Here is a 22,466-nt window from a genome sequence, read left to right on the forward strand (position 1 = left end):
CCGATGATTGCAGTGCTTAGCGATATTGCTTGACCGAAACGCTCATGCCGTTGCCCGACTGGGTCACGGCGCTTTGCAGCCCCGTGCCGGCCTGCTCGATGCTGGCGTCGTTGTTGTTGCCGTTTTGCGAAATCTGCGCACGGTTGTGGCTGCCGGTTTGCGTGATGGACGCGGCGTTGCCGGAGCCGTTTTGCGTGATCAAGGCCATCAGGTCGCTGCCTTGTTGCAGGATGTACGCCTCCTGATTGCTGCCCGACTGCACGATCTTGCCCAGCAGCGACTGACCGTTCTGCGAGAGCAGGGCGAGGTTGACCTGGCCGTTCTGGTCGATCAGGGCTTGCTGGCCCACGGGGGGCGGCAGTTCGCCGAGATCGGCGCTGTTGGGCGCCAGGTCATCGTTTTCCATCAGGTCGTCGGCGCGCACGCCCGCACTGACGCACAGGGCGAGCAGGCAAAGCAGGGCGGCGGTCGGCGTGTTCATGGCGTTGTCCTGTGTTGTTGTGTGTTGCCTGAATCCGAAATCGCGGCTGAGTCAGCCCCACCCACCCCGCGCCTGGCGGTGTGGGTCGGGTGGGGCGTGGGCTCAGAGCGTGGTCACCGAGATGGTGCGAACGGTGCCCTGGGACGAACGGATGGTGGCGGTCGGGTTGGCTGATGGCACGACCGTCGTGTTGTTCAGCGTCAGCCGCCAGCGTCCGGTCACCGGTACCGTGGTTGTACCCAGCGTTACCAACCCGGTCGGGGTGGTGACCTGCACGGTGATGGTGTTGCCGGTGGTCACCGACGAGGTGCCGGCGAAGTCCCAGTTGAAGCGGCCGCCGGAACGGGCCTGCACGGTCGAGGTGGTGATCGTGAAGGTTTCCGCCGCTGGCCGTGGCGACACTTGCACCGTGACGGTCGCCGGCGTCGACTGGGCGCCGAAGCTGTCCCGGGCGATGTAGGTGAAGGTCGTGGTGAAGGCCGTGGTCACGGTGGCCGGTGGGGTGTAGGTGATCACCGTGCCGTCGGTGCTGACCGTGCCGCGTCCTGCTGGCGGTTGGGTCAGGCTGGCGACGCCCAGCGGCGTGTTGCCTTCCGGATCGGTGTCGTTGGCCAGGACGTTGATCGGGATTGCGACACCCAGGGTGGCGACGCTGTCGGCGACGGCGGTCGGTGGCCGGTTAGGCGCGACGGTCACCGTCACGGTCGCCGGGTTGGCCGAGGCCAGGCCTTTGCTGTCTTGCGCCTTGTAGGTGAAGGTCGTGGTCAACGGCGTCGTCACCACGGCTGGCGGGGTGTAGACCACCGAGGTGGTTCCGCTGAGCGCAACGGTGCCTTGGCCGGCAGCCGGTTGAGTCAACGCGGTGATCGTCAGCGGCACGTTGTTGTCCGGGTCGCTGTCGTTGGTCAGCAGGCTGAGGGTGATCGGCACGCCGAAGCTGGTGCTGCCGGTGTCGGCGACGGCCAGCGGTGCCTGGTTCTCACCGGTGTCCGGTGCTGCCCCGACCACCACTACCGGCTCGGTGTCGCTGCCGCCGGCGGCGGATTTGACCGTGACGGTGGCCGGAGGCTGGGTCAGGTCGGCGACGGTGATTTTTTGCAGCGTGCCGGTTTTCGACAGGCGTCCGTAGCCCTGGGCAACCATGTCCGGCACTGCGACTTCATCGGTCGACGTGGCTTCGATCAGCAGGCTGTGGTTGGCCCAGCTGTAGCGGGCGGTCTGGATTTTCACCACGTCGGTGAGCTTGGCCGAGACGGCCGTCGGCCGGGTAGTGCCGGCCGGGTTGGTCGCGGTCACAACCACCACAGACGGCAGGGTGCCGTTGCCCAGGCGCTGGCCGAAGAACAGCCCGTTGTTGTCACCCAGCAGACTGGTCTGGCACGGCGTCGGCGGCGGGCCGGGCAACAGCGCCAGGGTTTCGCGGAAGCACAGGGTCGTGCTGCTGTCAGCCTTGGCGAACACCTCGGCGCGCACACCGGCCGACGTCCGGCGATAGGTGGCGCGGTCGATGGCGACATGGGTCTGTTGACGGTTGTCGAGCACCTTGCCGGCGACGGTGAACAGGTTGGTCTGAATCGAGCCGGCACCTGACGGACCATCGATCCGCAGGAAGTTGGTGTTGAACGGGCTGCCGGTCACTGCTTCGGTGAGGTTCGGGTCGCCGACGAAGGTTTCGATGCCGCCGGTGTCCGGGTTCACTTCGGTGTACGGGCCGTTGATGCTGCGCAGGAACGGACCGATGGCGCCGTTGAGTGCACCGCTGAAGTTGCCCGGCGCGCCGATGCCGATGTCTTTGGTGATGTTGATCGCCCGCCGGCCCGGCGTGGTGACGTTGACGGTTTCAACGCCGTACGGGTGGGTGATGGTGTAGGTGCCTGCCACCGGGACGTTCACCCGGATACGGATCCGCGCGAAGCTTTGCTGATCGCCATCGACCGGATTCTCCGAGGCGAACGCCGCTTCGATCCCGGCCACGTAGGCGTCTACGCCAAAACCGGCGCCGTTGTTCGGGATATTGGTTTCCGCCAGGAACCAGAAGGCTTCCGGCGGCCAGTTGTCGGGGAACACCATCGGCAGGGTGTCATCGAACACGCCCGGTTCCGGCAGCAGGGTACACATGTACGCCGGCGGGGTGCTGACCGGCACCCGCGAACTGGCGGCGCGCGACTGGCAGAGCTCCATCGACAGCAGGTTGTTGTCCTGGTACCACATCGGGAATTTCCCGGTGGCGAAGGTGTAGGGGCCGGGATCGACGGCGGCCAGTTGCGCGAACGCACTGCCGGTCAGCGAGATTGTCAGCCCGAGCGCGTTGAGCGCGAAGCGTGGCCACTTGTTCATGATGCCTCCTGATGCGGATCTGGGCATGTGAGCGTTCATTGCACGATGACCACTTCTTCGGTATCGCTGCCGCCGTTGGACGATGTCACCCGAACCTTGGCCGGTGGAATCGGCGTGATCCCGGTGGCCAGGGTTTTCACCGCGCCGTCACCGCCCAGCGCACCGATGGTGGCGCCGGTGCCGGAGGTGGCGGTGAGCACCGGTGGCGAGGTTTCGTCACTGGTCGAGGCCACCACGGTCAATTGCCCGGAACTGAGGCTGTACTCGGCGCGCTGGATCACCACCAGGTCGGTCAGGGTCATGGGCAGGGTGGTCGGCGAGCTGGTGGCGATCGCCAGGTGGTTGTCGGCGGTAACCTGCAGCACGGTCGGCAAGGTCGGGTTGACCGCCGATTGCGCGTACCAGCTGCCGGTGCTGTCGGCTTCTTTCATGTTCACCACGGGCGTGCTGCTGGTGATGGCGGCGGTGCCCGGCGCTGGCGGGGCCTGGACGAACACGTCTTGCTGGGCCACCGGCGCACTGTCGCCCGGTTTGCGCGAGTAGGTGCTGCGCTGCGGGATCAGCGGGGTTGGCCGCACCACTGTCGACAACTTGCCGGACACGGCGAAGGTCGTGGTGCGCAGGTCAATGCCGCCCGGGCCTTCGATGCGCACGTAGTTGGTGTTGAACGGGCTGCCGGTCACGGCTTCGTTGAGGTTCGGGTCGCCGACAAACTGCTCGGCCGCGCCGCTCACCGGATTGGTCTCGGTGTACGGCCCGTTGACGCTGCGCAGGAACGGACCGATGTCGCCCTTGAGCGCTCCGTCGTAGGTTTTCGGAGTGCCGATGCCGATGTCGCGGGTCATGTTGATCGCGCGGCGACCGGGGGTGTCGACGTTGAACACATCGACACCGTAGGGGTGGGTGATGACGTAGGTACCAGCGGTCGGCACATCCACGCGAATGCGAATCCGCGCAAAGCTGACCTGATCGCCTTCCACCGGCTCTTCGGCGGCGAACGCGGCTTCGACGGCACTCACATAACCGAGGTTGATTCCGCGTGCGGCATCAACCAGCGAGGTCTCGCCGGTGAACCAGAACGCTTCATCGGGGAAGTTGGTGGGGAACACGATCGGTTGCGTGTCATCGAACACGCCGGGGGTCGGCAGCAGCGAGCACATGTACGACGGGGCGCCCGGTGTGCTCGGCACGCGGGAGCTGAGTGCTTTGGACAGGCACAGATCCAGAGTGCGACCGTGGGTGTCCTGATACCAGCTGGCGAAACCGCCATTGGCCGGTGTGTAGGGACCCGGGTCGACGGCGAACAGAGCGGCCTGGGCAATGCCCTGGGCCAAGGCGCTCACGACCAGGACGGTCGCGGTTTTGGACAGTAAAGGGTGCATGAGTTAATCCCTCTATCAAAGTACCTGCCCCTTGGGGATGGGTCAGTTGCAGAGGGCTTTACAACTTCCATACCAACGACGGGCCAACCGGCCGCAAACGCCCGTGGCGCAAGGCTTGGCGGCTTGGCGTGGGGCAAAGGGACGCAAGCCCGGATAGGGCGACTGTCCCCAGCATTGGGGATTGTGGGGGCATGAACGCCTGGCGGTTTTCGCCTGACCGGGAAATCGGCCGAGCGTGGGGCCGTTCACCCCCCGGATCCGGGCAAACACCCAACCGTGGGCTATAACCCTATAGGGACGTATCGGGAAGTCGCCGCCATGAACATGCAGTCAAAATCGCTACCGGTCGAGGAGAGCAGCCAGCGGCTGAACTCGCGCAAGCAGCCGTTCAACCTGTTGCGCTGGTTTTCATTGATCAGCATGGCAGTGATCGGCACCGTGGCCGTGGCGCTCGGGGCGGTGTCGACACGGTTCGTGATCGAAGAAAGCGTGCAGCGCGATGCCTTGCTGACCGCGCAGTTCATTCAGGCCATCGCGTCGGCGGAAGTGCGCCACGTCTCGATCCCCAATATCCGCACCATGGGCGAATTGCTCGACCCGCGCCAGGACAAGAACTTTCCCGACGTCGACCCGCAAGCCCGAGCCAGCGCCCGGGGCGAATTTCTCGATCACATCGAACACCTGCCGGACGTGATTCTCGCCAACATTTATGCGCCGGATCGTACCGTGATCTGGTCGACCAACCCGGCGCTGACCAACACTCGCATTCATGCCGACGAAGACCTCGACCGGGCGTTCGATGAAAAGATTCCGGTGTCGGCCAGCTATCACGATGTAGACAAGGGCCGTGAAGAACAGAAGTTCGTCGTGCCGCCGGAATACATCTTCATCGAAAACTACATCCCGCTGTTCGACGCCGAGGGCAAGAACGTCACGGCGATGGTCGAAATCTATAAAGAGCCGAAAGACCTGATCGCCCGCATGGAGCGCGGGCTGACGCTGATCTGGCTGGCCACCGCGCTGGGCGGCGGGCTGATTTACCTGGGGCTGTACTGGATCGTGCGACGGGCGGCGATCCTGCTGGCGGCCCAGCAAAAACAACTGATTGCCAACGAAACCTTTGTCGCGCTGGGCGAGATGTCTTCGGCGGTGGCCCACAGCTTGCGCAACCCGCTGGCGACCATTCGCTCGAGCGCCGAGCTGGCGCTGGAGTTCGACGCGGGGCCGGCACAGAAGAACATCAAGGACATCATCGGCCAGGTCGACCGCATGTCGAAGTGGGTGCGCGAACTGCTGCAATCGTTGCGACCGCTCAATGACGACCCGGAACCGGTGAACCTGGTGGCGGCGCTGCACGACAGCCTGATGGCCTTCGAGCAACAGATCGCCAAGGCCGGCGTGCATGTGGTGTTTCATCCCCAGCAGACGCCGATGGTGCTGAGTCAGCCGGTGCAGCTCACACAGATCCTCAACAGCCTGCTGGCCAACGCGCTGGAAGCCATGGACAAGGGCGGCACGCTGACCGTCACCCTCGAACCGAGCGACAGCCGTGGCGTGAGCGTGGTGCTCAGCGACACCGGCAAAGGCATGAACGAGGAACAGCGCAGCATGGCGTTCCGGCCGTTCTTCACCACCAAGCAGGGCGGCCTCGGCGTGGGGCTGGTGCTGGTCAAACGGATCATGGAGCGCTTCGGCGGCGGCGTGACACTGAATAGTCGCGAAGGCGAGGGCACCACCGTTCGTCTGGCTTTTCAGCTCGTTCAGTAGATTTGGGTGAACTTCCCCCCAGCAGTGGGTGTCAGGCCCCGGTCACCGGGGAGTGGGGAATGCAACAGCGCATGCAAGTCACTGTTACAACTGGAAATGATTTTTTGGCGAGGTAATTGCAAAACACCATCACCCCTTCCTTAGATGAGGCGGCTGGTGATGGACAGAGCAATGCGTGACCCCAAAAAGCTGTTCCTGTTGACGCCACTGAGCGTCTTTCTGATGTTGACCCTCGGCCAGATGTCCGCGGTTCGAGCGAGCCCGATCGACGACGAGAATCAGCCGGAAGTTTCCGACCCGTCGGCCTATTACGACGAGCCCGCAGACCGCGCCGGTGCGCTCAACGCGATCCTGACAATGCCCGAGGCCAACGAAGACTCCTTCGATCTGCCCGATGGCATCAAAGGCACGCGGAACACGACGCGCGCGGAAAACATCCTGCCGCCCACCGTCCAGACCAGTTTCAATTACCCCACCAACGGCAAGCCGAGCCCGCTGTACGGTGCCCAGCCGTTTACTCAGCAACTGGTGCTGTTCGAAGAATTCGGCCCGGAAAAACTCGACCCGACCACACCGGCCGCGCCGTTGAGTTTTCCGCCTGCGGCTATCGGCCCGGCGCCGGCGCAAGACCCGAACAACATCGCTCGCAGCGCGCCTCCCGGCACCGCGCTGGATGCATTCCTGCGTCAACCGGGGCTCACGCCATTCCCGAGTCAGTTCGCCAACACGGTTGACCGCAACCCGTGGCAGGCGCAGATCGAACTGTTCCTCAACCGGCATATCGGCTCTTCTGCCGAAGGCCGGCCACCGGGAAAAGGCTGGGCCCATCAGCGCTGGAACGAGTTCTACCCGCAAGTGGCCTACAAGACCGTGCAGACCGGTGCGCGGCTGAACGGCGGCCTGCGTGACAGTCGGCAGATGCACGGTTATGCCGTCGGCGAGTTCGGCCCCGGCGGTCTGTACCACAACGTCGCGGGCGTGCCGGCGACCGATGGCACGGCCAAGGGTGTCGACCCACGGTTCCACCCGGCGATGCCGGTGCAGGACCACAATTCGGTGTGGACCTTCGACGGCACGCTGCCGCCGAAACTGTTGATGGTGCGCTATGGCCAACCGGTGCTGATGCGTCACTACAACGGCTTGCCGATCGACCCTTCCGCCAACCGCGGTTTCGGTCTGCACACCATCACCACCCACGAGCACAACGGCCACGCGCCGGCGGAAAGCGACGGTTATGCCAACGCGTTCTTCTTCCCCGGCCAGTACTACGACTATCGTTGGCCGATCCAGCTCGCCGGTTACGACAGCATCAACACCAAGGCTGAAGATCCACGCGCGGCGTTCCCGTGCGCGCCGGGGGAAACCCTGTGGGTCAACGACCTGCAGCCTGCGAAAAAGACCTGCGACCACGGCACCATCAAGATTCGTGGCGACTGGCGCGAAACCATGAGCACCCACTGGTTCCACGACCACATGCTCGATTTCACCGCGCAGAACGTCTACAAGGGCAACGCGGCGATGATGAACTACTACAGCGCCCTGGACCGTGGCAACGAATCGGTGAACGACGGCGTCAACCTGCGTTTCCCTAGCGGCAGCGCCTTGCCGTGGGGCAACCGCGACTACGACGTCAACCTGGTGTTCGCCGACAAGGCCTGGGATCAGCAAGGTCAGTTGTGGTTCAACCCGTTCAACACCGACGGCTTCATCGGCGATCAGGTGCTGGTCAACTGGCAGTGGAAACCGACCCTCGACGTGCGGGCCCGTAGCTATCGCTTCCGCATCCTCAACGGTTCGGTGTCGCGCTACTTCAAGCTCGCGCTGGTGCGTGAAGTCAAAGGCACCGGCGGCGAATTCCAGGGGCCGAAAAACTCCGGCGTTTCGTACACCCGCGTGCCGTTCCACATGATCGCCAACGACGGCAACATCATGGAGCACAGCGTGCCGTTCGACGGTTCGATGGACCTCGATGCCGATGGCGACAAACAGAACCACAACGCGATTCTGCCGACCCAAGGCATCGCCGAGCGGTTCGATATCATCGTCAACTTCGCGAAAAACGGCATCAAACCGGGCGACAAGGTGTTCTTCGTCAACCTGCAAGCCCAGGACGACGGCAAAGGCCCGAAAGAAGTGATCCCGCTGGCCGACGTGCTCTCCGAGAAATACCTGCCAGTGATCAAGCAGACCAGCAAGGGGCCGCAGTGGGACAAGGGTGACCCGGTGGTGGGCAAGGTCCTGCAACTCAACGTCAAGGCGTTCACCGGCCAGGATCTGGCGATGGACCCGGCGGCTTACGAGCCGGCCAAACCGGGCAAGGCCGAAGGCATGGTGATGATTCCGCTGAAGATCCACCGCGACAACGCTGCCGACAAGGCCTTGCTCGCCAAGGCGCTGCACCGGACCTTCATCTTCGGCCGCGCCGACGGTACCGACGAAGCGCCGTGGACGATCAAGACCGATGGCGGCTTCGGTTTCCACATGGACCCGCGCCGGTTGAATGCCTCGACCAAACTCGCCAGCGGCCCGACCGACGCCGGGGTCAGCGGCATCGGCACCCTGGAAGTGTGGAACATCAAGGCCGGCGGCAAGGGCTGGAGCCATCCGGTGCACGTGCACTTCGAGGAAGGCATCATCCTCAGCCGTGGTGGCAAGGCTCCGCCTGAGTGGGAAAAATGGGCGCGCAAGGACGTCTACCGGATCGGTTCGGAAGCCGACGGGCTGGACAACGTCGAGATGGCGATCAACTTCCGCGAGTTTGCCGGGACCTACATGGAGCACTGTCACAACACCCAGCATGAGGACAACTCGATGCTGCTGCGTTGGGACCTCGAGAAACCCGGGCAACTGCAGTTGATGCCGACACCGCTGCCCAGCTGGGATGGCGTGCGCTACGTCAACTCCGCCGCACTGCCAACCTTCCGCACTGGCGACGGCTTCGGCCCGCAAGTGACCGTGAAACCATGAGCAGGGAGGGAGCCGACATGACACAGCCAACGCCGCGCTCCCGCGCCCTGGGCATGCATCTGATTCTGGTGCTGGTCACCTGCCTGCTCGGCAGTCAGGTGCTCATCGCCCATCAGGCGCAGCCCGAAGGCGCCAGCGAATCCGCCACCCCGTGGGGTGGCGACTATTTCCCCAACACCCTGCTGACCGACCAGGACGGTCGGCAGGTGCGTTTTTTCGATGACCTGATCAAAGACAAGGTGGTGGTGATCAACTTCATCTTCACCTCGTGCAGCGACTCCTGCCCACTGGAAACCGCGCGCCTGCGCCAGGTGCAGAAACTGCTGGGGGACCGGGTCGGGAAAGACATCTTTTTCTACTCGATCACCATCGATCCGCTGAGTGACACCCCCGAAGTGCTCAAGGCCTATTCGCAACGCTTCAAGGTCGGCCCCGGCTGGAAATTCCTCACCGGCGAGTTCGAAGACGTCACCGATCTGCGCAAGAAGCTCGGGCTGTTCATCGAAGGCGTCGACAACGGCCGCACCAAGGATCACAACCTGAGCCTGATCGTCGGCAACCAGAGCACCGGGCGCTGGATGAAAGCCTCGCCGTTCGAGAACCCGTGGATCCTCGCCGACCAGCTCGCCAACACCTTGCAGAACTGGAAACAGGCCAGCACCGAAGAAAGCTACGCCGACGCCCCGCAGATTCGTCCGCCGAGCAATGGCGAAGAACTGTTCCGCACCCGCTGCGCTTCGTGCCACAGCCTCGGCCCGCAGGACGGCGAAGGCATCGGCATGCGCAACATCGGCCCGGACCTGATCGGCGTGACCCGCCAGCGTGACCCGGCCTGGCTCAATCGCTGGATTCGCGAACCGGATCGGGTGCTGGCGGAGAAAGACCCGATCGCACTGCAACTGTTCGAGCAATACGAGCGCATCCCGATGCCGAATCTGCGTCTGGATGAAGCTTCAGCGCAATCGATCATCGACTTTTTGAGTGCCGAAACCGAGCGTCAGCATCCGTCCGTGCAACCCTTGGCCGACGGGGCGTTGACGCCAGTAAAACCGGGTTCTGCGAGCGACGCGGTGAGTCGTATGCAGTAGCGGCTAAATAGCATCATTGAACCGTGTGTCACGGTCATTGCCACCTACACTCATTCGAGAAGGCGGCTGTAACGGGCTCGACACAAAAACGCCAGGGCATTCCCATGCAGCGACTGGAAGAACAAAAAACAGCAGCGCCGAACGTAGCGTTGGCAGCCATCAAGAGTTGGGGCGGGCAGTTCAATCTGCTGCGCTGGTTCTCGCTGGCCAGTTTTTTCATCATCGCGGCCGTGGCGCTGGGTTTGGGGTATATCTCCACGCGCTTCGTGGTCACCGAAAGCGTGGAGCGCGATGCGCTGCTCACCGCGCAATTTGTGCAGGCCATCGGCGATGCGGAAATGCGCCACGCCAACATCACGCCGCAACGAACCATGGGCGAGATGCTCGACCCGCGCCAGGACGGGAACTACCCCGACGTCGACCCGCTGGCCCATGCGTCGGCCCGCGCCGAGTTTCTCGATCATGTCGAACACTTGCCCGATGTGTTGCTGGCCACGGTGTATGCCCTGGACCGCACGATCATCTGGTCGACCAACCCCGAGCTGATCAACGTCAAGATCGAAGATGACGACGAGCTGGACGAGTCATTCGAAATGAAAGTGCCGGTGTCTTCCAGCTACCACAAGATCGACGACGAAAAACCCGAGCAGAAGCTGTCCCGCGAACCGAAATACCTGTTCATCGAAAACTACATTCCGATGTTCAACGCCGACAAAAGCAAAGTCGTCGCCATGGTCGAGATCTACAAGGAGCCGGCGGATCTGGTGGACCGTATCGACCGTGGATTCGCTTCGATCTGGGCCGCAACGATCCTCGGCGGCGCGGCGATTTATCTCGGCTTGTTCTGGATCGTGCGGCGCGCCTCGACGCTGCTGCAGAGCCAGCAACAGCAATTGATCAGCAACGAAACCTTTGTCGCCCTGGGCGAGATGTCCTCGGCGGTGGCCCACAGCCTGCGCAATCCGCTGGCGACCATTCGTTCCAGCGCCGAACTGGCCCAGGAAATCGCCAGCCCCGGCGCGCAGCGCAATATCGGCGACATCATCAGCCAGGTCGACCGCATGTCGCGCTGGGTGCGCGAGCTGCTGGTGTCGTTGCGCCCGATGAGTGACGACGGCGAGGCGGTGGAGTTGTTGGCGGCGGTCGAGGACACGTTGGGGGCGTTTGACGCGCTGATCCGGCGCAATGGCGTCGAAGTGCGATTCACGCCACAAAATTGCCCGCCGGTCGTCAGTCAAAAGGTGCTGCTGACGCAAATACTCAATAGCCTGTTTGCCAACGCCCTGGAAGCGATGCCCAAGGGGGGCGTACTGAGTGTCGAGATTGAAACACCGCACACCGGTCATGTGCGCATGACCCTGAGCGACACCGGCAAAGGCATGAGCGCGCAGCAGCAACAGCTGGTGTTCAAACCGTTTTTCACCACCAAGCAGGGCGGCCTCGGGGTTGGCCTCGCGCTGGTCAAGAGAATCATGGAGCGGTTTCAGGGTTCGGTCATTCTGACCAGCCGGGAGCAGGAAGGAACCCGCGTCAGTCTCAACTTTAGAGTGGCATCGGGAGGGGAATATGGAACACAGCATTCTGCTGGTCGAGGATGACGAACTGCTGGCCGAGAATATTCAGACCTACCTGGAGCGCAAAGACTTCGAGGTGACGGTCTGCCACTCGGCCGAGGACGCGCTGGGGCAACTGGAAAGCTTCATGCCGGACATCGTCCTGACCGACAACTCGCTGCCGGGCATGAGCGGTCACGATCTGATCCAGAAGCTGCGCATCAGCGCGCCGGAACTGAAAGTGATCATGATGACCGGTTACGGCAACGTCGAAGACGCGGTGGTCGCAATGAAGGAGGGCGCCTTTCATTACGTCACCAAACCGGTCGCGCTGCCGGAACTCAAACTGCTGCTGGACAAGGCCCTGGCCACTGAACGGATGGAGCGCACGCTGTCGTTCTATCAGGATCGCGAAGCACAGAAATCCGGGGTGCAGGCGCTGATCGGCGAGTCGTCGCCGATGCAGTATCTGAAAAACACCATCGGCCAGTTGCTCGACGCCGAGCGGCGCATGGCCAACACCGATCTGCCGCCAGTACTGGTGGAAGGCGAAACCGGCACCGGCAAGGAACTGGTGGCCCGCGCGCTGCATTTCGACGGCCCGCGCAGCAAAGGCCCGTTCGTTGAATTCAACTGCGCGTCGATTCCGTCCAACCTGGTGGAGTCGGAACTGTTCGGCCACGAGAAAGGCGCGTTCACCGACGCCAAGGATCGCCGGGTCGGACTGGTGGAAGCGGCGGACGGCGGCACGCTATTCCTCGACGAGATCGGCGAAATGGATTTGCTGTTGCAGGCCAAACTGCTGAAGCTGCTGGAGGATCGCACCATTCGCCGGGTCGGCTCGGTGAAGGAGCGCAAGGTCAACCTGCGGGTGATCAGCGCCACCAATTGCAACCTTGAGCAGATGGTCCAGCAGGGCAAGTTCCGCCGCGATCTGTTTTTCCGCCTGCGGATTATCTCGATCAAGGTGCCGCGCCTGTACGCCCGTGGCGAAGACATCCTGCTGCTGGCCCGGCACTTTCTCGCCAGCCACGGCAAGCGCTATGGCAAACCGAACCTGCATTTCAGCGATCAGGCCGAGGAGCTGCTGCTCAGTTACACCTGGCCGGGTAACGTGCGCGAGCTGCGCAACATGCTCGAACAGACCGTGTTGCTGGCGCCGAGCGACACCATCGCCGCGCATCAACTGAACGTGTGCATGAGCCTGTGCGATGACCTGCCACCGCAACATCAGCACGAGGTGCCGCACACGCACTTCGAACCGCGCCCGGCGAGCAACACCGAATCGATGAACCTGCCGGAAGTCGAGCGAGACATGGTGCGCAAGATGCTCGACAAGACCGACTGGAACGTCACCAAATCGGCGCGCCTGCTGGGCCTGAGCCGCGACATGCTGCGCTACCGCATCGAAAAACTCGGTCTGGCCCGCCCGGACAAGCGTCAGTGGTAGACCGCGTTGCTGCGTGGGCTGGGCGTGCCGAGGCATTCGAGCACGCACGTCGGGTCCAGCACCTCGTCGTTGACGTAAATGCCGCGTTCGGCATCGTAGGTGCGGATAAACACCCGCACCGTCGCATCGGCCACGGTGGGCAGTTGCGAGTCATGGAACACGTGGCGATCCGGGATGACGATGAAATCCTGCGGCGCCGCATCATCGAACGGCCGGGGTGGCTGAGCGGACAGCGACGGCGGAGCAGGGTGGGCAAAAGGCTGGTCGGATCCGTAGTAGTTGAAGTTGCTGTCCAGCGCCTGTGCCTGCGTGGCGGCGAGCAGACAGGCGGACAACAGCAGTCGATTGAACATTCCCATGGCAGCACCTGTGGAAGCGGATTTCCCCAAGGCTATTAACTATAGCTGCCCGCGGTGCAGGCGTTGGTGCAGGCGTTGGTGCAAGTGTCGTCGGCTTACAAGTTCGCAACAACCTGTAGCGCGAGGCTGAACTAGACTCGGGCCGCTCAATTGTGAGCATCGCCCGGAGTGCGCCATGGAAGTGCCAAACAATAAAAACGCCGTCGAGAGCAATCGTCAGGCGTGGAATGATTCCGCCCGTCATCACCAGGATTCGCCCGACTGGCAGGCCTTGCTGACCGAAGTCACGCAGGCTGACTTTTCCTGCCTCGACGACACCCTTCGCGGCGTGCTCGAGCAGGTCGGTGTCGATGGCAAAGACGTCGTGCAGCTGTGTTGCAACAACGGCCGCGAAAGCCTGTCACTGTTCGCCCTCGGCGCACGGAGCGTGGTCGGTATCGATCAGTCGAGCGCGTTTCTCGAACAGGCCCGCGAACTGAACAAGCGTTCGCCGCACAATGCCGAGTTCATCGAAGCCGACATTCATCATTTGCCCGAAGCGCTCCGCGCCCGTTTCGACGTCGCGCTGATCACCATCGGCGTCTTTGGCTGGATGCCCGACATCGGCGAATGCTTCCGCCACGTCGCTTCCACCCTCAAACCGGGTGGGCAACTGGTGATCTACGAGACCCACCCGTTCCTGGAAATGGTCGATCCCGAGGGCGAAGACCCGTTTCGCCTCGCCACCTCGTATTTCCGCGAAGAACCTTTCGTGCTGGAAAAACCGATCGTCTACTTCGGCAAGGTCGAACAGCAAGCGGCCAAGTCCTACTGGTTCGTGCACAACCTCGGCGCGATCTTCACCGCCGCCATCGAGGCCGGCCTGAACATCACGCACTTCAAGGAATACCCGCACTCGAACCGGGAAGAAGTGTATGACCAGTACCAGAACCGCGAGGCGCAGATGCCGATGTGTTTTACGTGGGTGGGGGTGAAGCGCTGAGGCAGGTACAAGAGGGGGAGGCGAGAGGCGCTGTTACTTTTTCGGTGAGTCGGATACGGGCTTGCGTCACGTATCCGATTGCTCGGAGCAACTCTTCATCGTCACCTTCTGCCAGTACCTGAGAGAGGTACTCACGGATGGCATTCAGATCAACCAGCAGTGCCGTCATTTCAAAATCGGATGAGTTTTGTTCCATCGGTTTGTCTCTGCGTTTCTGCATGAATGTATTCATTCATATGATTGCGAGCAGCCAGATGGAGCCGAAACTGAATGACGCTGATTCCTGTACGAGAGTAGGAAGATTCTGCGGCGCCGTCCCGGCCGCCGCAGGTTAAACCCGTCAAGCCTGCGCAGCCGCCGTCACCACCGGCCGTCCCGGTTTGCGCAGTGGGTCCAGGCGTGAGCCTTCGTAGCGGGTTTCGCGGAAGAAGCGCCATTTGCCGAACAGGCAATAGACGTGCATGACGCGGCCCTGTTCGTGGTAGCCCATGCGGATGTGCAGTTTCAGCGCCGGGATGTTGTGGGTTTCGCAGACGTCCACCACTTTGTTGCAACCCTGGGCGGCCATGGCTTCCCAAAGGGCGACCTGGACGTCCACCGACAGGCTGCTGCCGAAGTAGGCGCGGGTCATTTCGCCGCCGAATTCGAAGAACTCGCCAGGTTTGACCGGGAAGGTGCAGCCGTAATAGTGGCGGTCGTGGTAGTCGCGAATGCTGCCCCAGATGAACCCGACCGCATGGCCGTCGGCGTCCAGGTACATGTGCCCGGTGTGGCCCTCGTTGGCCAGTTCGGCCATGGTTTCCACGCGGTCACCGAAGTGCCTGGCGAACGCGCCGGCATTCTCGGCGGTGATGTCGACTTTGCGCAGGCCGTCGTAGGGGCGCAGCTTGTGCGGCGGTACCGGGCTGACCAGGTCGCGCTCCATCCACAACAGCTCCCAATGGAAGAACACGTAGCGTTTCCACAACGTGCCGAAGGTGCGGCCCAGGCCTTTTTGCTTGATACGTTCGCGCAGCTTTTCAATGACGCTCATGATGCCCTCCGTGGCCGAAGCCCGGGTGTTGTGGATGACGCTTTTGTGGGTATAGATCACCCCTGCAAGTCCATGTCAAAGCGCCAGCTTTGAAAGTATTGCAAGTTGTGTAACGGTTCAGAGTGCCGCGGCACCGCGAAGAAAATCCTTGTTCAGATCGGCATAGGAAACCCGTGGAACGCCCGCCAGCCGCTGCTCTAGCACGCGGCTCAGGGACTCTCCGGGTTGCAGATAGGCGTCGCCGAAATCCGCGCCGAGCTGGTTCGGATGGGCGACGATTTCCAGCACGCCGTCGGTCGGCGCAGCAGCGTTGCGCAGGTCCACCGGTGTGCAGACGTAATCCGCCGTGGCCCCGGCCAGACCTTGCAACCGACGGTTGAGCAAACCCTTGAACACGCGTTTGGGCAGGCTGAGGTTTTGCCCCAGGTTGCGCGCCAGGCGCACGGGCACACCTTGATGGGCAGCGAAGCGCGCGACGATCTCGCCGATCGGCCAGATGTTGTGCACGTGCTGATGCGAATCGAGGTGGCTGGGACGCACGCCGTGATCGACGCAGCGCTGCCACTGCGACTGCAATTCTTCCTGCACCGCTTCGCGATCTTCCCGGCCCAGCCACAGGCTGTGGCGAGGCAGGTTGAGGTCGAACACGCCGTGGCTGTCGCAGAAGGTGCGACGCTCGAGAATGGCCCGGCTCAGGGGCCGGCCGTAGGTCAGGTTGAAGTGCAGGCCGATCCGGCCTTGCAGCAGTGGCATCCGGGCCAGGGCGCAGGCCGCTTCGAACGCCGGCATGTTGGCCATGACGGTCGCGGAACTGATGACCCCGGCCTGGAACGCGCCGAGGATCACCGCGTTTTCGTTCGGACTGAGGCCGAAATCGTCAGCGTTGACTATGACTTGGCGAGGCATGTTCGCCCTCCTTGGTGGGGTTGATCACAGGTGTCGCAACGACCGCCGCTTTGGCCGCCGCACGCTTCGCCCGCCATTGTTGCAACGCAGGCTTGAGCCGGTGCCAGACGCGCAGCCCGAGCCCCAGTAACAGACCGCTCGGGCGCCACGAGTAGAAGCTCCAGCGCCAGTGTTCCAGTTGACCGGTCATGCGTTCGTGCAGTTGATGGCTGGAGTTTTCCAGGCTGACCCGCGAGGCATCAATCCAGCGCCAGTTGTCATCCAGCCCCCAGCGAATCCATTCCTCCAGCAACACCCGGCCGCTGCCCAGATCGGCGTATTGCGGCAGGAAGGCGAGGTTGTAATCGTAGAGCCGGCCCTGCTCGAACAGGCCGAGCCGATAGCTGATGCAACGCCCGTCCAGCTCCAGCATCACCACGCGCACCCGGCCCGAAGCGGCGAGGGCGGTGAAGGCGTTTTCCATGCAACGGCGGCTGCGCTCGCTGGCAAAGATCCCGACGCCTTCGTCGCCTTTCCAGCTGACTGCTTCAACTTCGCTGATGGCCTGCAACAACGAGCCCATGCTGTTCGCGTCGGGAATGATCCGCCGGACTTCGGCGCCGCACGCGGCAATCCGCTTGCGCGCCCGGCGAAGTTTGTAGCGCGGGTCGCCCGAGACTTCCTGGCGGTCAGCGTCGCTGATCAGATGCACCGGCACCCGGCAGCTCAAGCGACGTTCGCCGGTGGAACTGCGGGCCATCCATTCGGTGAGCACGCTTTCGTCGCCGACCGGTTCGGCGATTTCGTTGAGTTGCAGCAGGGCGTGGGGCACTCGCTGGCGAATCAGCTGCAGGGCCTGGTGCATTTCTTCGGCGTTCAGCCGTGATAACAACGCCAGGCGATCGGCCAGCGGATAACCGAGGTGATGCACCACCCGAAACGGCAAACCGAAAAACCGTTCTCGGCTCGCCACCAGCGGCAGGCACAGGCGCAATTCGTCGGCTTCCCAACCCAGCAATACATGCAGCCGCTCGTGCGCATCGAGCGCCTGCTCTGCCGCACACAGCCAGTCGAGACTGTTGAACGGCGTGTGATCCGTCACCCGCAGGCGCAGCGCTTCATAGGCCGCCGCCGGGAAGTCAGGTGCGCACAACGAGGTGCGCCATTCGAATTGCGCCATAGGCTCAGGTCGCCGTTGCTGTGACAGGTGGACGGGAAGGTTTGCGCAGCGCGTCCAGGCGCGAGCCGCTGTAGCGGGTTTCGCGATAGAAGCGCCAGCGACCGAACAACTCATACACATTCATGATCCGGCCCTGTTCGGTATAGCCCATGCGCAGGTGCAGCTTGAGCGCCGGGATGTTGTGGAACTCACAGACGTCCACGACCTTGTCGCAGCCTTGGGCGGCCATGGCTCTCCACAGTTCCAGTTGCAGGTCCACCGACAGTTCGGTGCCCCAGTACGAGCGGGTCAGTTCGCCGCCGAACTCGAAGAACTCGCCGGGCTTCACCGGGAACATGCAGCCGTAATAGTGCCGGTCGAAATAATCCCGCGCGCTGCCCCAGATGAACGCCACCGCATGGCCCTGATCGTCCAGATGCATGTGCCCGGTGTGATTTTCCCGGGCCAGTTCCGCCATGGTGCCGACGCGGTCGCCGAAGTAGCGGGCGAAGGCGCTGGCGTTGTCCGGGGTGATCTTCACCACTTGCAGCGGCGGGTAGGGTTTGAGGCTATGGGGCGGCACCGGACTGACCAGATCGCGCTCCATCCACAGCAGTTCCTGATGAGAAAAGACGTAGTGTTTCCACACCTTGGCCACGGTGGCCCGCAGGCCTTTCTGTTTGATGTGATCGCTGACTTTTTGCAGAACATTCATGGTCGTTGCTCCTGATGACGAGTCATCGCGCGGCCAGAGGCCTGCGCGGCCGGACATCAACAGGGCGGTCATGAGGCGCTCCAGCTCAGGGCAAACAGTGTCTGCCCCGGCAGCTCGAAGCGCACGCGACCGTCCTGACAGCGAAAAGGCGCGTCGCGGCTGCGATTGTCGGCGCCGAAGTAGCGCAGCGCGCCGTTGTTCAATGGGCATTTGGCACCCGCCAGATCGACACGCTGCAAACGCGTGCCCTTGTTCACGCCGAGCAGCCCGCGCTGATCGTCGCCGGCCATCGCCAGTACATCGACTTCAAACGCATCGTTCTCCAGCCACAGCACGTTGTGCAGCCAGTGCTGCTGGATGAACTGCTGGGCCAGACCCACCGGTTTCAACTCGAAGCGGTCATCGCCCAGCACCCGCAACATGCCTTTGGGGTACTGCGGCTCATCGGCGGCCTGAAACCAGTTGAGCATCGTCAGCAAACCGTCCTGGGAGGCGTTGATCACCACCGAGGCCCACCACAGCGAAGTGAAATGGGTTTCCTGATCGTAGGGGCTCAGGCTCGAGCCGCTGGACAGATTCGTCTGGTCCAGAAGCAAGGCCTTGCGCGGCTGACCCTTGGCATCGAGGCCGACCAGATCGGCTGCGCGGCGCACGCTGTCGCGGTAGACCCGGGTGGCGAGCAGATCGCGAATCATCCACTCGTGCCAGGCCAGCGCATCGACCTGATCGGCGGATTCGCTGAGCAGGCGTCGCGCCCAGTCGATGCCACGCTTGTTCGCCGCGTTGTCGGCGAACGGCCCGTTGACCAGTCGCGAACTGGCCGGCATCGCGATGCGCACGCCGGCTTTGGCATTCGCGGGATCGCTGCGCACTTGCCGGGCCATGCTGGTGAAGATCGAACGGTATTGCTCGTAGCTTGAATAATTCAGGTTGGGCTCGTCGGCGAACCCGATGTAGTGCGTGCCTTTGCCGCCCAGCGCACGGGTGCCGGCAAGCCAGGCGTCGAGTCCGCTGTTGCTTTGCACGTCGGCGCGCAGGTCAGCCTGTCGCTGACTGCCGGCGAGCAAAGTGATGTCCTGACGAATGCCGAAACGATCCTGATAGACCTGGCGAAAGGCGTCTTCGAAGTGCGGATTCTTCGCCGTTACGTCGACGAAACTGTAGTAACTGGCGGCCGTCGGTTTCAGCGCATCGAGCACCGGATGGCTGGCGGGCGGCGGCATCACGTAGGGCAGGGCGATGCCCAGATCCGGGGTGCGGCCGAGGACTTTGTCGTGCAGGGTCAGGCGCGTCTGGCCTTCGTCTTCACGCAACGGTTTGAGTTGTTGCGGGGTCTGTGCGAACAGATTGGCCGTGCCGTCGAGCCAGAACGCCGCTTTGCCGCTGCCTTGCAGACGCAGGCGCCAGACTTGTTCGCGCTCACTGACCGGCAATGCCACCTGATCGAACTGCCAGTAAGCGCGATAGGGTTTCAGCGCCAGGGTCAGGGGCTGCCCGTCACCGACCCGCTGCGCTTGCAGGGCGCTGACCCCGCCGTGAAACTTGCCCGCCAATATCGCGTGCTCACCGGCGGCGACCTTGAAATACAGCTCATCGCCGTTACGGGTTTCCGCGCTGAAATGCACCTTGGCCGGAGCGAACAGGGCCACGGTGTTTTCGTCGTGCTCGACCCGGTAACTGCGGAAGCTGTAGCCGGGGATTTCCAGCTGATAACTCGCGGCGCCCGGCGCCAAAGGCCAGCTCTGACTGCCACGGGTTTCACTGGCCTTGATGAAGCGCTCGCCCTGCAATTGGCCCCGGCCGTCGAGCAGGAAAATGTGCTCTTCGTTGGCCTCGGCCTGCCACGCCGGCGCCCAGCGCACGGTCACGGTGTCGGGGCGATCCGCTTGCAGGTACAGGCTGCCGTCGCGAATGTCGCCCCAGCGCATCGACGCCGCGAAGGCGTCCAGCGACAGGCCGAGACCGAACAGCAGGGCCAGGCCTTTCATGCCGATTTCCGTTGTAAAAAGCGACGCTGCAACATCAGCCACATCGGCGTGAGGTCGCTGGGCAGAATGATCAGGGTTTGCCAGAACGCCACGCCGCTCAACCGGCAATACAACACCAGCATCGCCACGGTCACCGCCAGATAGGCAATCGACGAGGCCGCCGCCGCGCCGACGATGCCGTAGGCCGGAATCAGCAGCAGGTTCAGCGCGAGGTTGAGCAGTGCTCCGATCCCCATCAGCAGCGACACCGTGCCGGGGCGGTTCTTGCCGATCAGGTCCAGGCGCAGGATGCTCGCGTAGCACAGGCCCAGCAGTCCCGGCAGCAACGCCAGCAGCGCCGGATACGCCGGCTGGTAGGCGACGCCGAACAGGGTGACGATCAGCCATTCGCCGATCACGGCCATGGTCAGGCAGGCGCCGAGCATCACCGTGGCGGTCAGGCGCAGGGCCAGCGGCGTGACCTTGTCCATGCCTTCGTCCTGTTGCAGCAGGCGTTTCATCAGCGGCGTGGTCACCGCTTCCGGAACGATCAGCAGCAACTCGGCGGCGGCGCTGGCCATCGCGTAATGCCCGAGCGCGGTGCTGCCGAGCAGGGCGCCAATGAACAGGTAATCGGAACGCAGGATCACCTGCTGGAACAGTAAGTCCGGGTGACTGCGCGCACTGAAGCGCAGCAGTTCGTTCTGGCTGGCGCGATCCCATTGCAGCTGCAACGGCTGCGCGTGTTTGAGCCACAGCCAGCCGACCAGCACCACCAGACTGATCCCGGCCAGCCAACTGATGAGTGCAGCTTCAAGGGCCGCTTCTTTCCACATCCAGAACAGCGCGAGAAACAGCAACAGCGGTGCCAGGGATTCCACCAGCCGCAAGGCATTGAACGCGACCACACCGCCGGACGCATTGTGCAAGGTCAGCAGACCGCTTTTAAGCACGGTCAACGGCACCGCCAGCAGCAACAGCCACGCCAGCAGACCCAGTTGCATCGTCACGTCCAGTTCACTGCCGAATTCGCGTACCAGCGCTACCACCAGCAAGGTCAACAGACCCGCCAGCAGGCAACCGAACACCAGCACTTGCGCGAGCAACAATCCCATCGGCCGTTGCTTGGCGGCCTGATAACCGACCGCCGAATTCAGGCCGCCGCTGGTGGCCGCGCTGATCAGATCGGGCAGAGTGCTGAGCAGGGCGAACAGGCCGCGCTCACTGGGCCCGAGAATCCGCGCCAGCAGCACATTCCTCAGCAGGCGCAGGGCGATCATCGCCAGTTTGGTGCCCATGCTCAGCGCCAGATGCTTGAGGTAACTGCCTCGACTCATGGCCGCGCCCCGCGATAGATCCGCCACGACAACAGCTCCGGATTGCGCGCAGTGCGTTGGCTGACACCGAAACGCGGCAGGTTCAGCGGATCGCCGGTGCCGCGATAGATACCGCTACCAGTGCCGAGCGCGAACGGGTAATCGTGATGGGCGATCTGTTCGCGCACCCGCTCATCGTTGTCACCGTTGGGGTAGCAATACACCGGCAGCGGGCGGTTGCAGCCATTGAACATGGCATCGCGGCTGCGGCTGATTTCTTCGCCCAGGCGCACATCGTCAAGGCCGGTGAGGATCGCGTGACTGGCGCCGTGGGGGCCGAAACGCACCAGACCGGAAGACTCCATCGCCCGCACCTGATGCCAGTCGAGTGCCTGGGGTTGCGACTCTTGCGGGCACTCGTCGGTCAGGCGTTCGAGCATCATCGGGTCGAGCGCTTTAAGCCCTTGCAGGTAATGCAACAGGGTCAGACTGCGCCGATCCACGTCGATGTCATCCAGCAGCACCGGCACGGGATGGTGGATCGACTGCAAATATTCGATCAGGTGCATGCGCGGTTTTTCACCGTGGCTGCCCCACAGGGTTTCGCCGATGCTTTCCCACCAGAAACGCTGACGGCTGCCGATGAAATCGGTGGAGAGAAAAATGCTCGCCGGCACCTGATGTTTCTGCAGCAGCGGGAAGGCGTTGGCGGCATTGTCGCGCCAGCCGTCGTCGAAGGTCAGCGCCACTTGCGGACGCTCGGTGCGCAAGGCGTTGGGCTGGAGGATTTCCATCAGCGGCACGCAATCGAAATGCTTGCGCAGCCACACCAGCAGATGTTCGAAAGCCTTGGGCCCGACGCACAGTTCGTTGCGGTGCGGCAGGTCGGCGGCGCGGTCGTTGGACAGCACCCGGTGCAACATCAGGATCACGCCGGCGCCGTGTAACTGGTTTCGTCCCACGGACGAGTTGAGATAGAGCCAGCCGCTGGTGCGTTTAATCAGTTGTTTGATCGCCATGGCTCT

At 63.0% G+C, this 22,466-nt stretch carries 17 protein-coding genes and 1 pseudogene; 6 read left to right on the forward strand and 12 right to left on the reverse strand.

The window, feature by feature from the left end; translation table 11 throughout:
• Positions 1–16: 16 nt before the first annotated feature.
• From AC1Q9F_RS16930 to AC1Q9F_RS16940, 3 genes are all read right to left on the reverse strand, one after another.
• Entirely contained in the window at positions 17–481 is a 465-nt protein-coding gene (locus AC1Q9F_RS16930; RefSeq protein WP_007956150.1) for a curlin, read from the reverse strand.
• Between the two features lie 102 nt (positions 482–583).
• On the reverse strand, positions 584–2,818 hold the full coding sequence (locus tag AC1Q9F_RS16935; RefSeq protein ID WP_492620393.1) for an Ig-like domain-containing protein: 2,235 nt from the start codon (positions 2,816–2,818) through the stop codon (positions 584–586).
• Positions 2,819–2,853: 35 nt separating this feature from the next.
• Positions 2,854–4,200, reverse strand: a complete 1,347-nt coding sequence (locus AC1Q9F_RS16940) for a hypothetical protein (RefSeq protein ID WP_192564257.1) — start codon at positions 4,198–4,200, stop codon at positions 2,854–2,856.
• Between the two features lie 318 nt (positions 4,201–4,518).
• Here AC1Q9F_RS16940 and AC1Q9F_RS16945 point away from each other — a divergent pair, with 318 nt between their 5' ends.
• The 5 genes from AC1Q9F_RS16945 to AC1Q9F_RS16965 all read left to right on the forward strand — a co-directional run bounded on the left by AC1Q9F_RS16945 (position 4,519) and on the right by AC1Q9F_RS16965 (position 13,025).
• The gene (locus AC1Q9F_RS16945) at positions 4,519–5,967 is read left to right on the forward strand and encodes a sensor histidine kinase (protein ID WP_492620394.1); all 1,449 of its coding nucleotides are present in this window, start codon (positions 4,519–4,521) and stop codon (positions 5,965–5,967) included.
• Positions 5,968–6,126: 159 nt separating this feature from the next.
• Positions 6,127–8,934 carry a multicopper oxidase domain-containing protein gene (locus AC1Q9F_RS16950; RefSeq protein ID WP_492620395.1) on the forward strand — a complete coding sequence of 936 codons (2,808 nt, stop codon included), beginning with the start codon at positions 6,127–6,129 and terminating at the stop codon, positions 8,932–8,934.
• Between the two features lie 17 nt (positions 8,935–8,951).
• Positions 8,952–10,022, forward strand: a complete 1,071-nt coding sequence (locus AC1Q9F_RS16955) for an SCO family protein (protein WP_375746590.1) — start codon at positions 8,952–8,954, stop codon at positions 10,020–10,022.
• Between the two features lie 104 nt (positions 10,023–10,126).
• Positions 10,127–11,620 (forward strand): sensor histidine kinase, encoded by a 1,494-nt coding sequence (locus tag AC1Q9F_RS16960; RefSeq protein ID WP_007956157.1) that lies wholly within the window; start codon positions 10,127–10,129, stop codon positions 11,618–11,620.
• Positions 11,589–13,025, forward strand: coding sequence for a sigma-54-dependent transcriptional regulator (locus AC1Q9F_RS16965; RefSeq protein WP_179695635.1), 1,437 nt, complete (start codon positions 11,589–11,591; stop codon positions 13,023–13,025). The genes AC1Q9F_RS16960 and AC1Q9F_RS16965 overlap by 32 nt, the downstream gene beginning before the upstream one ends.
• Here AC1Q9F_RS16965 and AC1Q9F_RS16970 read toward each other — a convergent pair.
• Positions 13,016–13,384: a hypothetical protein gene (locus AC1Q9F_RS16970; RefSeq protein ID WP_492620396.1), complete on the reverse strand. Its 369-nt coding sequence runs from the start codon at positions 13,382–13,384 to the stop codon at positions 13,016–13,018. The two genes, AC1Q9F_RS16965 and AC1Q9F_RS16970, sit on opposite strands and share 10 nt — an antisense overlap.
• Before the next feature lie 175 nt (positions 13,385–13,559).
• On the opposite strand from AC1Q9F_RS16970, the gene AC1Q9F_RS16975 reads away from it, so the two are divergent.
• Positions 13,560–14,366 (forward strand): class I SAM-dependent methyltransferase, encoded by an 807-nt coding sequence (locus AC1Q9F_RS16975; RefSeq protein WP_492620397.1) that lies wholly within the window; start codon positions 13,560–13,562, stop codon positions 14,364–14,366.
• Positions 14,367–14,421: 55 nt separating this feature from the next.
• Here AC1Q9F_RS16975 and AC1Q9F_RS16980 read toward each other — a convergent pair.
• The 8 genes and pseudogenes from AC1Q9F_RS16980 to AC1Q9F_RS17015 form a co-directional block, all read right to left on the reverse strand.
• Positions 14,422–14,562, reverse strand: a pseudogene (locus AC1Q9F_RS16980) (addiction module antidote protein); the annotation flags it as partial.
• A gap of 144 nt (positions 14,563–14,706) precedes the next feature.
• Positions 14,707–15,399 (reverse strand): GNAT family N-acetyltransferase, encoded by a 693-nt coding sequence (locus AC1Q9F_RS16985; RefSeq protein ID WP_007956163.1) that lies wholly within the window; start codon positions 15,397–15,399, stop codon positions 14,707–14,709.
• Between the two features lie 117 nt (positions 15,400–15,516).
• Complete coding sequence (locus AC1Q9F_RS16990) at positions 15,517–16,305, reverse strand: ChbG/HpnK family deacetylase (RefSeq protein ID WP_492620398.1); 789 nt, start codon at positions 16,303–16,305, stop codon at positions 15,517–15,519.
• Positions 16,277–17,464, reverse strand: a complete 1,188-nt coding sequence (locus AC1Q9F_RS16995) for a GNAT family N-acetyltransferase (protein ID WP_492620399.1) — start codon at positions 17,462–17,464, stop codon at positions 16,277–16,279. The genes AC1Q9F_RS16990 and AC1Q9F_RS16995 overlap by 29 nt, the downstream gene beginning before the upstream one ends.
• A 4-nt stretch (positions 17,465–17,468) precedes the next feature.
• Positions 17,469–18,158: an N-acetyltransferase gene (locus AC1Q9F_RS17000; protein ID WP_492620400.1), complete on the reverse strand. Its 690-nt coding sequence runs from the start codon at positions 18,156–18,158 to the stop codon at positions 17,469–17,471.
• A gap of 68 nt (positions 18,159–18,226) precedes the next feature.
• Positions 18,227–20,146: a hypothetical protein gene (locus AC1Q9F_RS17005; RefSeq protein WP_492620401.1), complete on the reverse strand. Its 1,920-nt coding sequence runs from the start codon at positions 20,144–20,146 to the stop codon at positions 18,227–18,229.
• Entirely contained in the window at positions 20,143–21,462 is a 1,320-nt protein-coding gene (locus AC1Q9F_RS17010) for a lipopolysaccharide biosynthesis protein (RefSeq protein ID WP_207985672.1), read from the reverse strand. Before AC1Q9F_RS17010 ends, AC1Q9F_RS17005 begins: the two co-directional genes overlap by 4 nt.
• Positions 21,459–22,460 carry a polysaccharide deacetylase family protein gene (locus AC1Q9F_RS17015; RefSeq protein WP_207985673.1) on the reverse strand — a complete coding sequence of 334 codons (1,002 nt, stop codon included), beginning with the start codon at positions 22,458–22,460 and terminating at the stop codon, positions 21,459–21,461. The genes AC1Q9F_RS17010 and AC1Q9F_RS17015 overlap by 4 nt, the downstream gene beginning before the upstream one ends.
• Positions 22,461–22,466 lie beyond the last annotated feature (6 nt).

The organism is Pseudomonas sp. GW823-FHT04A03, assembly GCF_058796615.1.

Bases quoted from the DNA above. Each gene is read 5' to 3' on its own strand.
- AC1Q9F_RS16930 (WP_007956150.1), bottom strand. From the start codon at position 481: ATGAACACGCCGACCGCCGCCCTGCTTTGCCTGCTCGCCCTGTGCGTC.
- AC1Q9F_RS16935 (WP_492620393.1), bottom strand. From the start codon at position 2,818: ATGAACAAGTGGCCACGCTTCGCGCTCAACGCGCTCGGGCTGACAATC.
- AC1Q9F_RS16940 (WP_192564257.1), bottom strand. From the start codon at position 4,200: ATGCACCCTTTACTGTCCAAAACCGCGACCGTCCTGGTCGTGAGCGCC.
- AC1Q9F_RS16945 (WP_492620394.1), top strand. From the start codon at position 4,519: ATGAACATGCAGTCAAAATCGCTACCGGTCGAGGAGAGCAGCCAGCGG.
- AC1Q9F_RS16950 (WP_492620395.1), top strand. From the start codon at position 6,127: ATGGACAGAGCAATGCGTGACCCCAAAAAGCTGTTCCTGTTGACGCCA.
- AC1Q9F_RS16955 (WP_375746590.1), top strand. From the start codon at position 8,952: ATGACACAGCCAACGCCGCGCTCCCGCGCCCTGGGCATGCATCTGATT.
- AC1Q9F_RS16960 (WP_007956157.1), top strand. From the start codon at position 10,127: ATGCAGCGACTGGAAGAACAAAAAACAGCAGCGCCGAACGTAGCGTTG.
- AC1Q9F_RS16965 (WP_179695635.1), top strand. From the start codon at position 11,589: ATGGAACACAGCATTCTGCTGGTCGAGGATGACGAACTGCTGGCCGAG.
- AC1Q9F_RS16970 (WP_492620396.1), bottom strand. From the start codon at position 13,384: ATGGGAATGTTCAATCGACTGCTGTTGTCCGCCTGTCTGCTCGCCGCC.
- AC1Q9F_RS16975 (WP_492620397.1), top strand. From the start codon at position 13,560: ATGGAAGTGCCAAACAATAAAAACGCCGTCGAGAGCAATCGTCAGGCG.
- AC1Q9F_RS16985 (WP_007956163.1), bottom strand. From the start codon at position 15,399: ATGAGCGTCATTGAAAAGCTGCGCGAACGTATCAAGCAAAAAGGCCTG.
- AC1Q9F_RS16990 (WP_492620398.1), bottom strand. From the start codon at position 16,305: ATGCCTCGCCAAGTCATAGTCAACGCTGACGATTTCGGCCTCAGTCCG.
- AC1Q9F_RS16995 (WP_492620399.1), bottom strand. From the start codon at position 17,464: ATGGCGCAATTCGAATGGCGCACCTCGTTGTGCGCACCTGACTTCCCG.
- AC1Q9F_RS17000 (WP_492620400.1), bottom strand. From the start codon at position 18,158: ATGAATGTTCTGCAAAAAGTCAGCGATCACATCAAACAGAAAGGCCTG.
- AC1Q9F_RS17005 (WP_492620401.1), bottom strand. From the start codon at position 20,146: ATGAAAGGCCTGGCCCTGCTGTTCGGTCTCGGCCTGTCGCTGGACGCC.
- AC1Q9F_RS17010 (WP_207985672.1), bottom strand. From the start codon at position 21,462: ATGAGTCGAGGCAGTTACCTCAAGCATCTGGCGCTGAGCATGGGCACC.
- AC1Q9F_RS17015 (WP_207985673.1), bottom strand. From the start codon at position 22,460: ATGGCGATCAAACAACTGATTAAACGCACCAGCGGCTGGCTCTATCTC.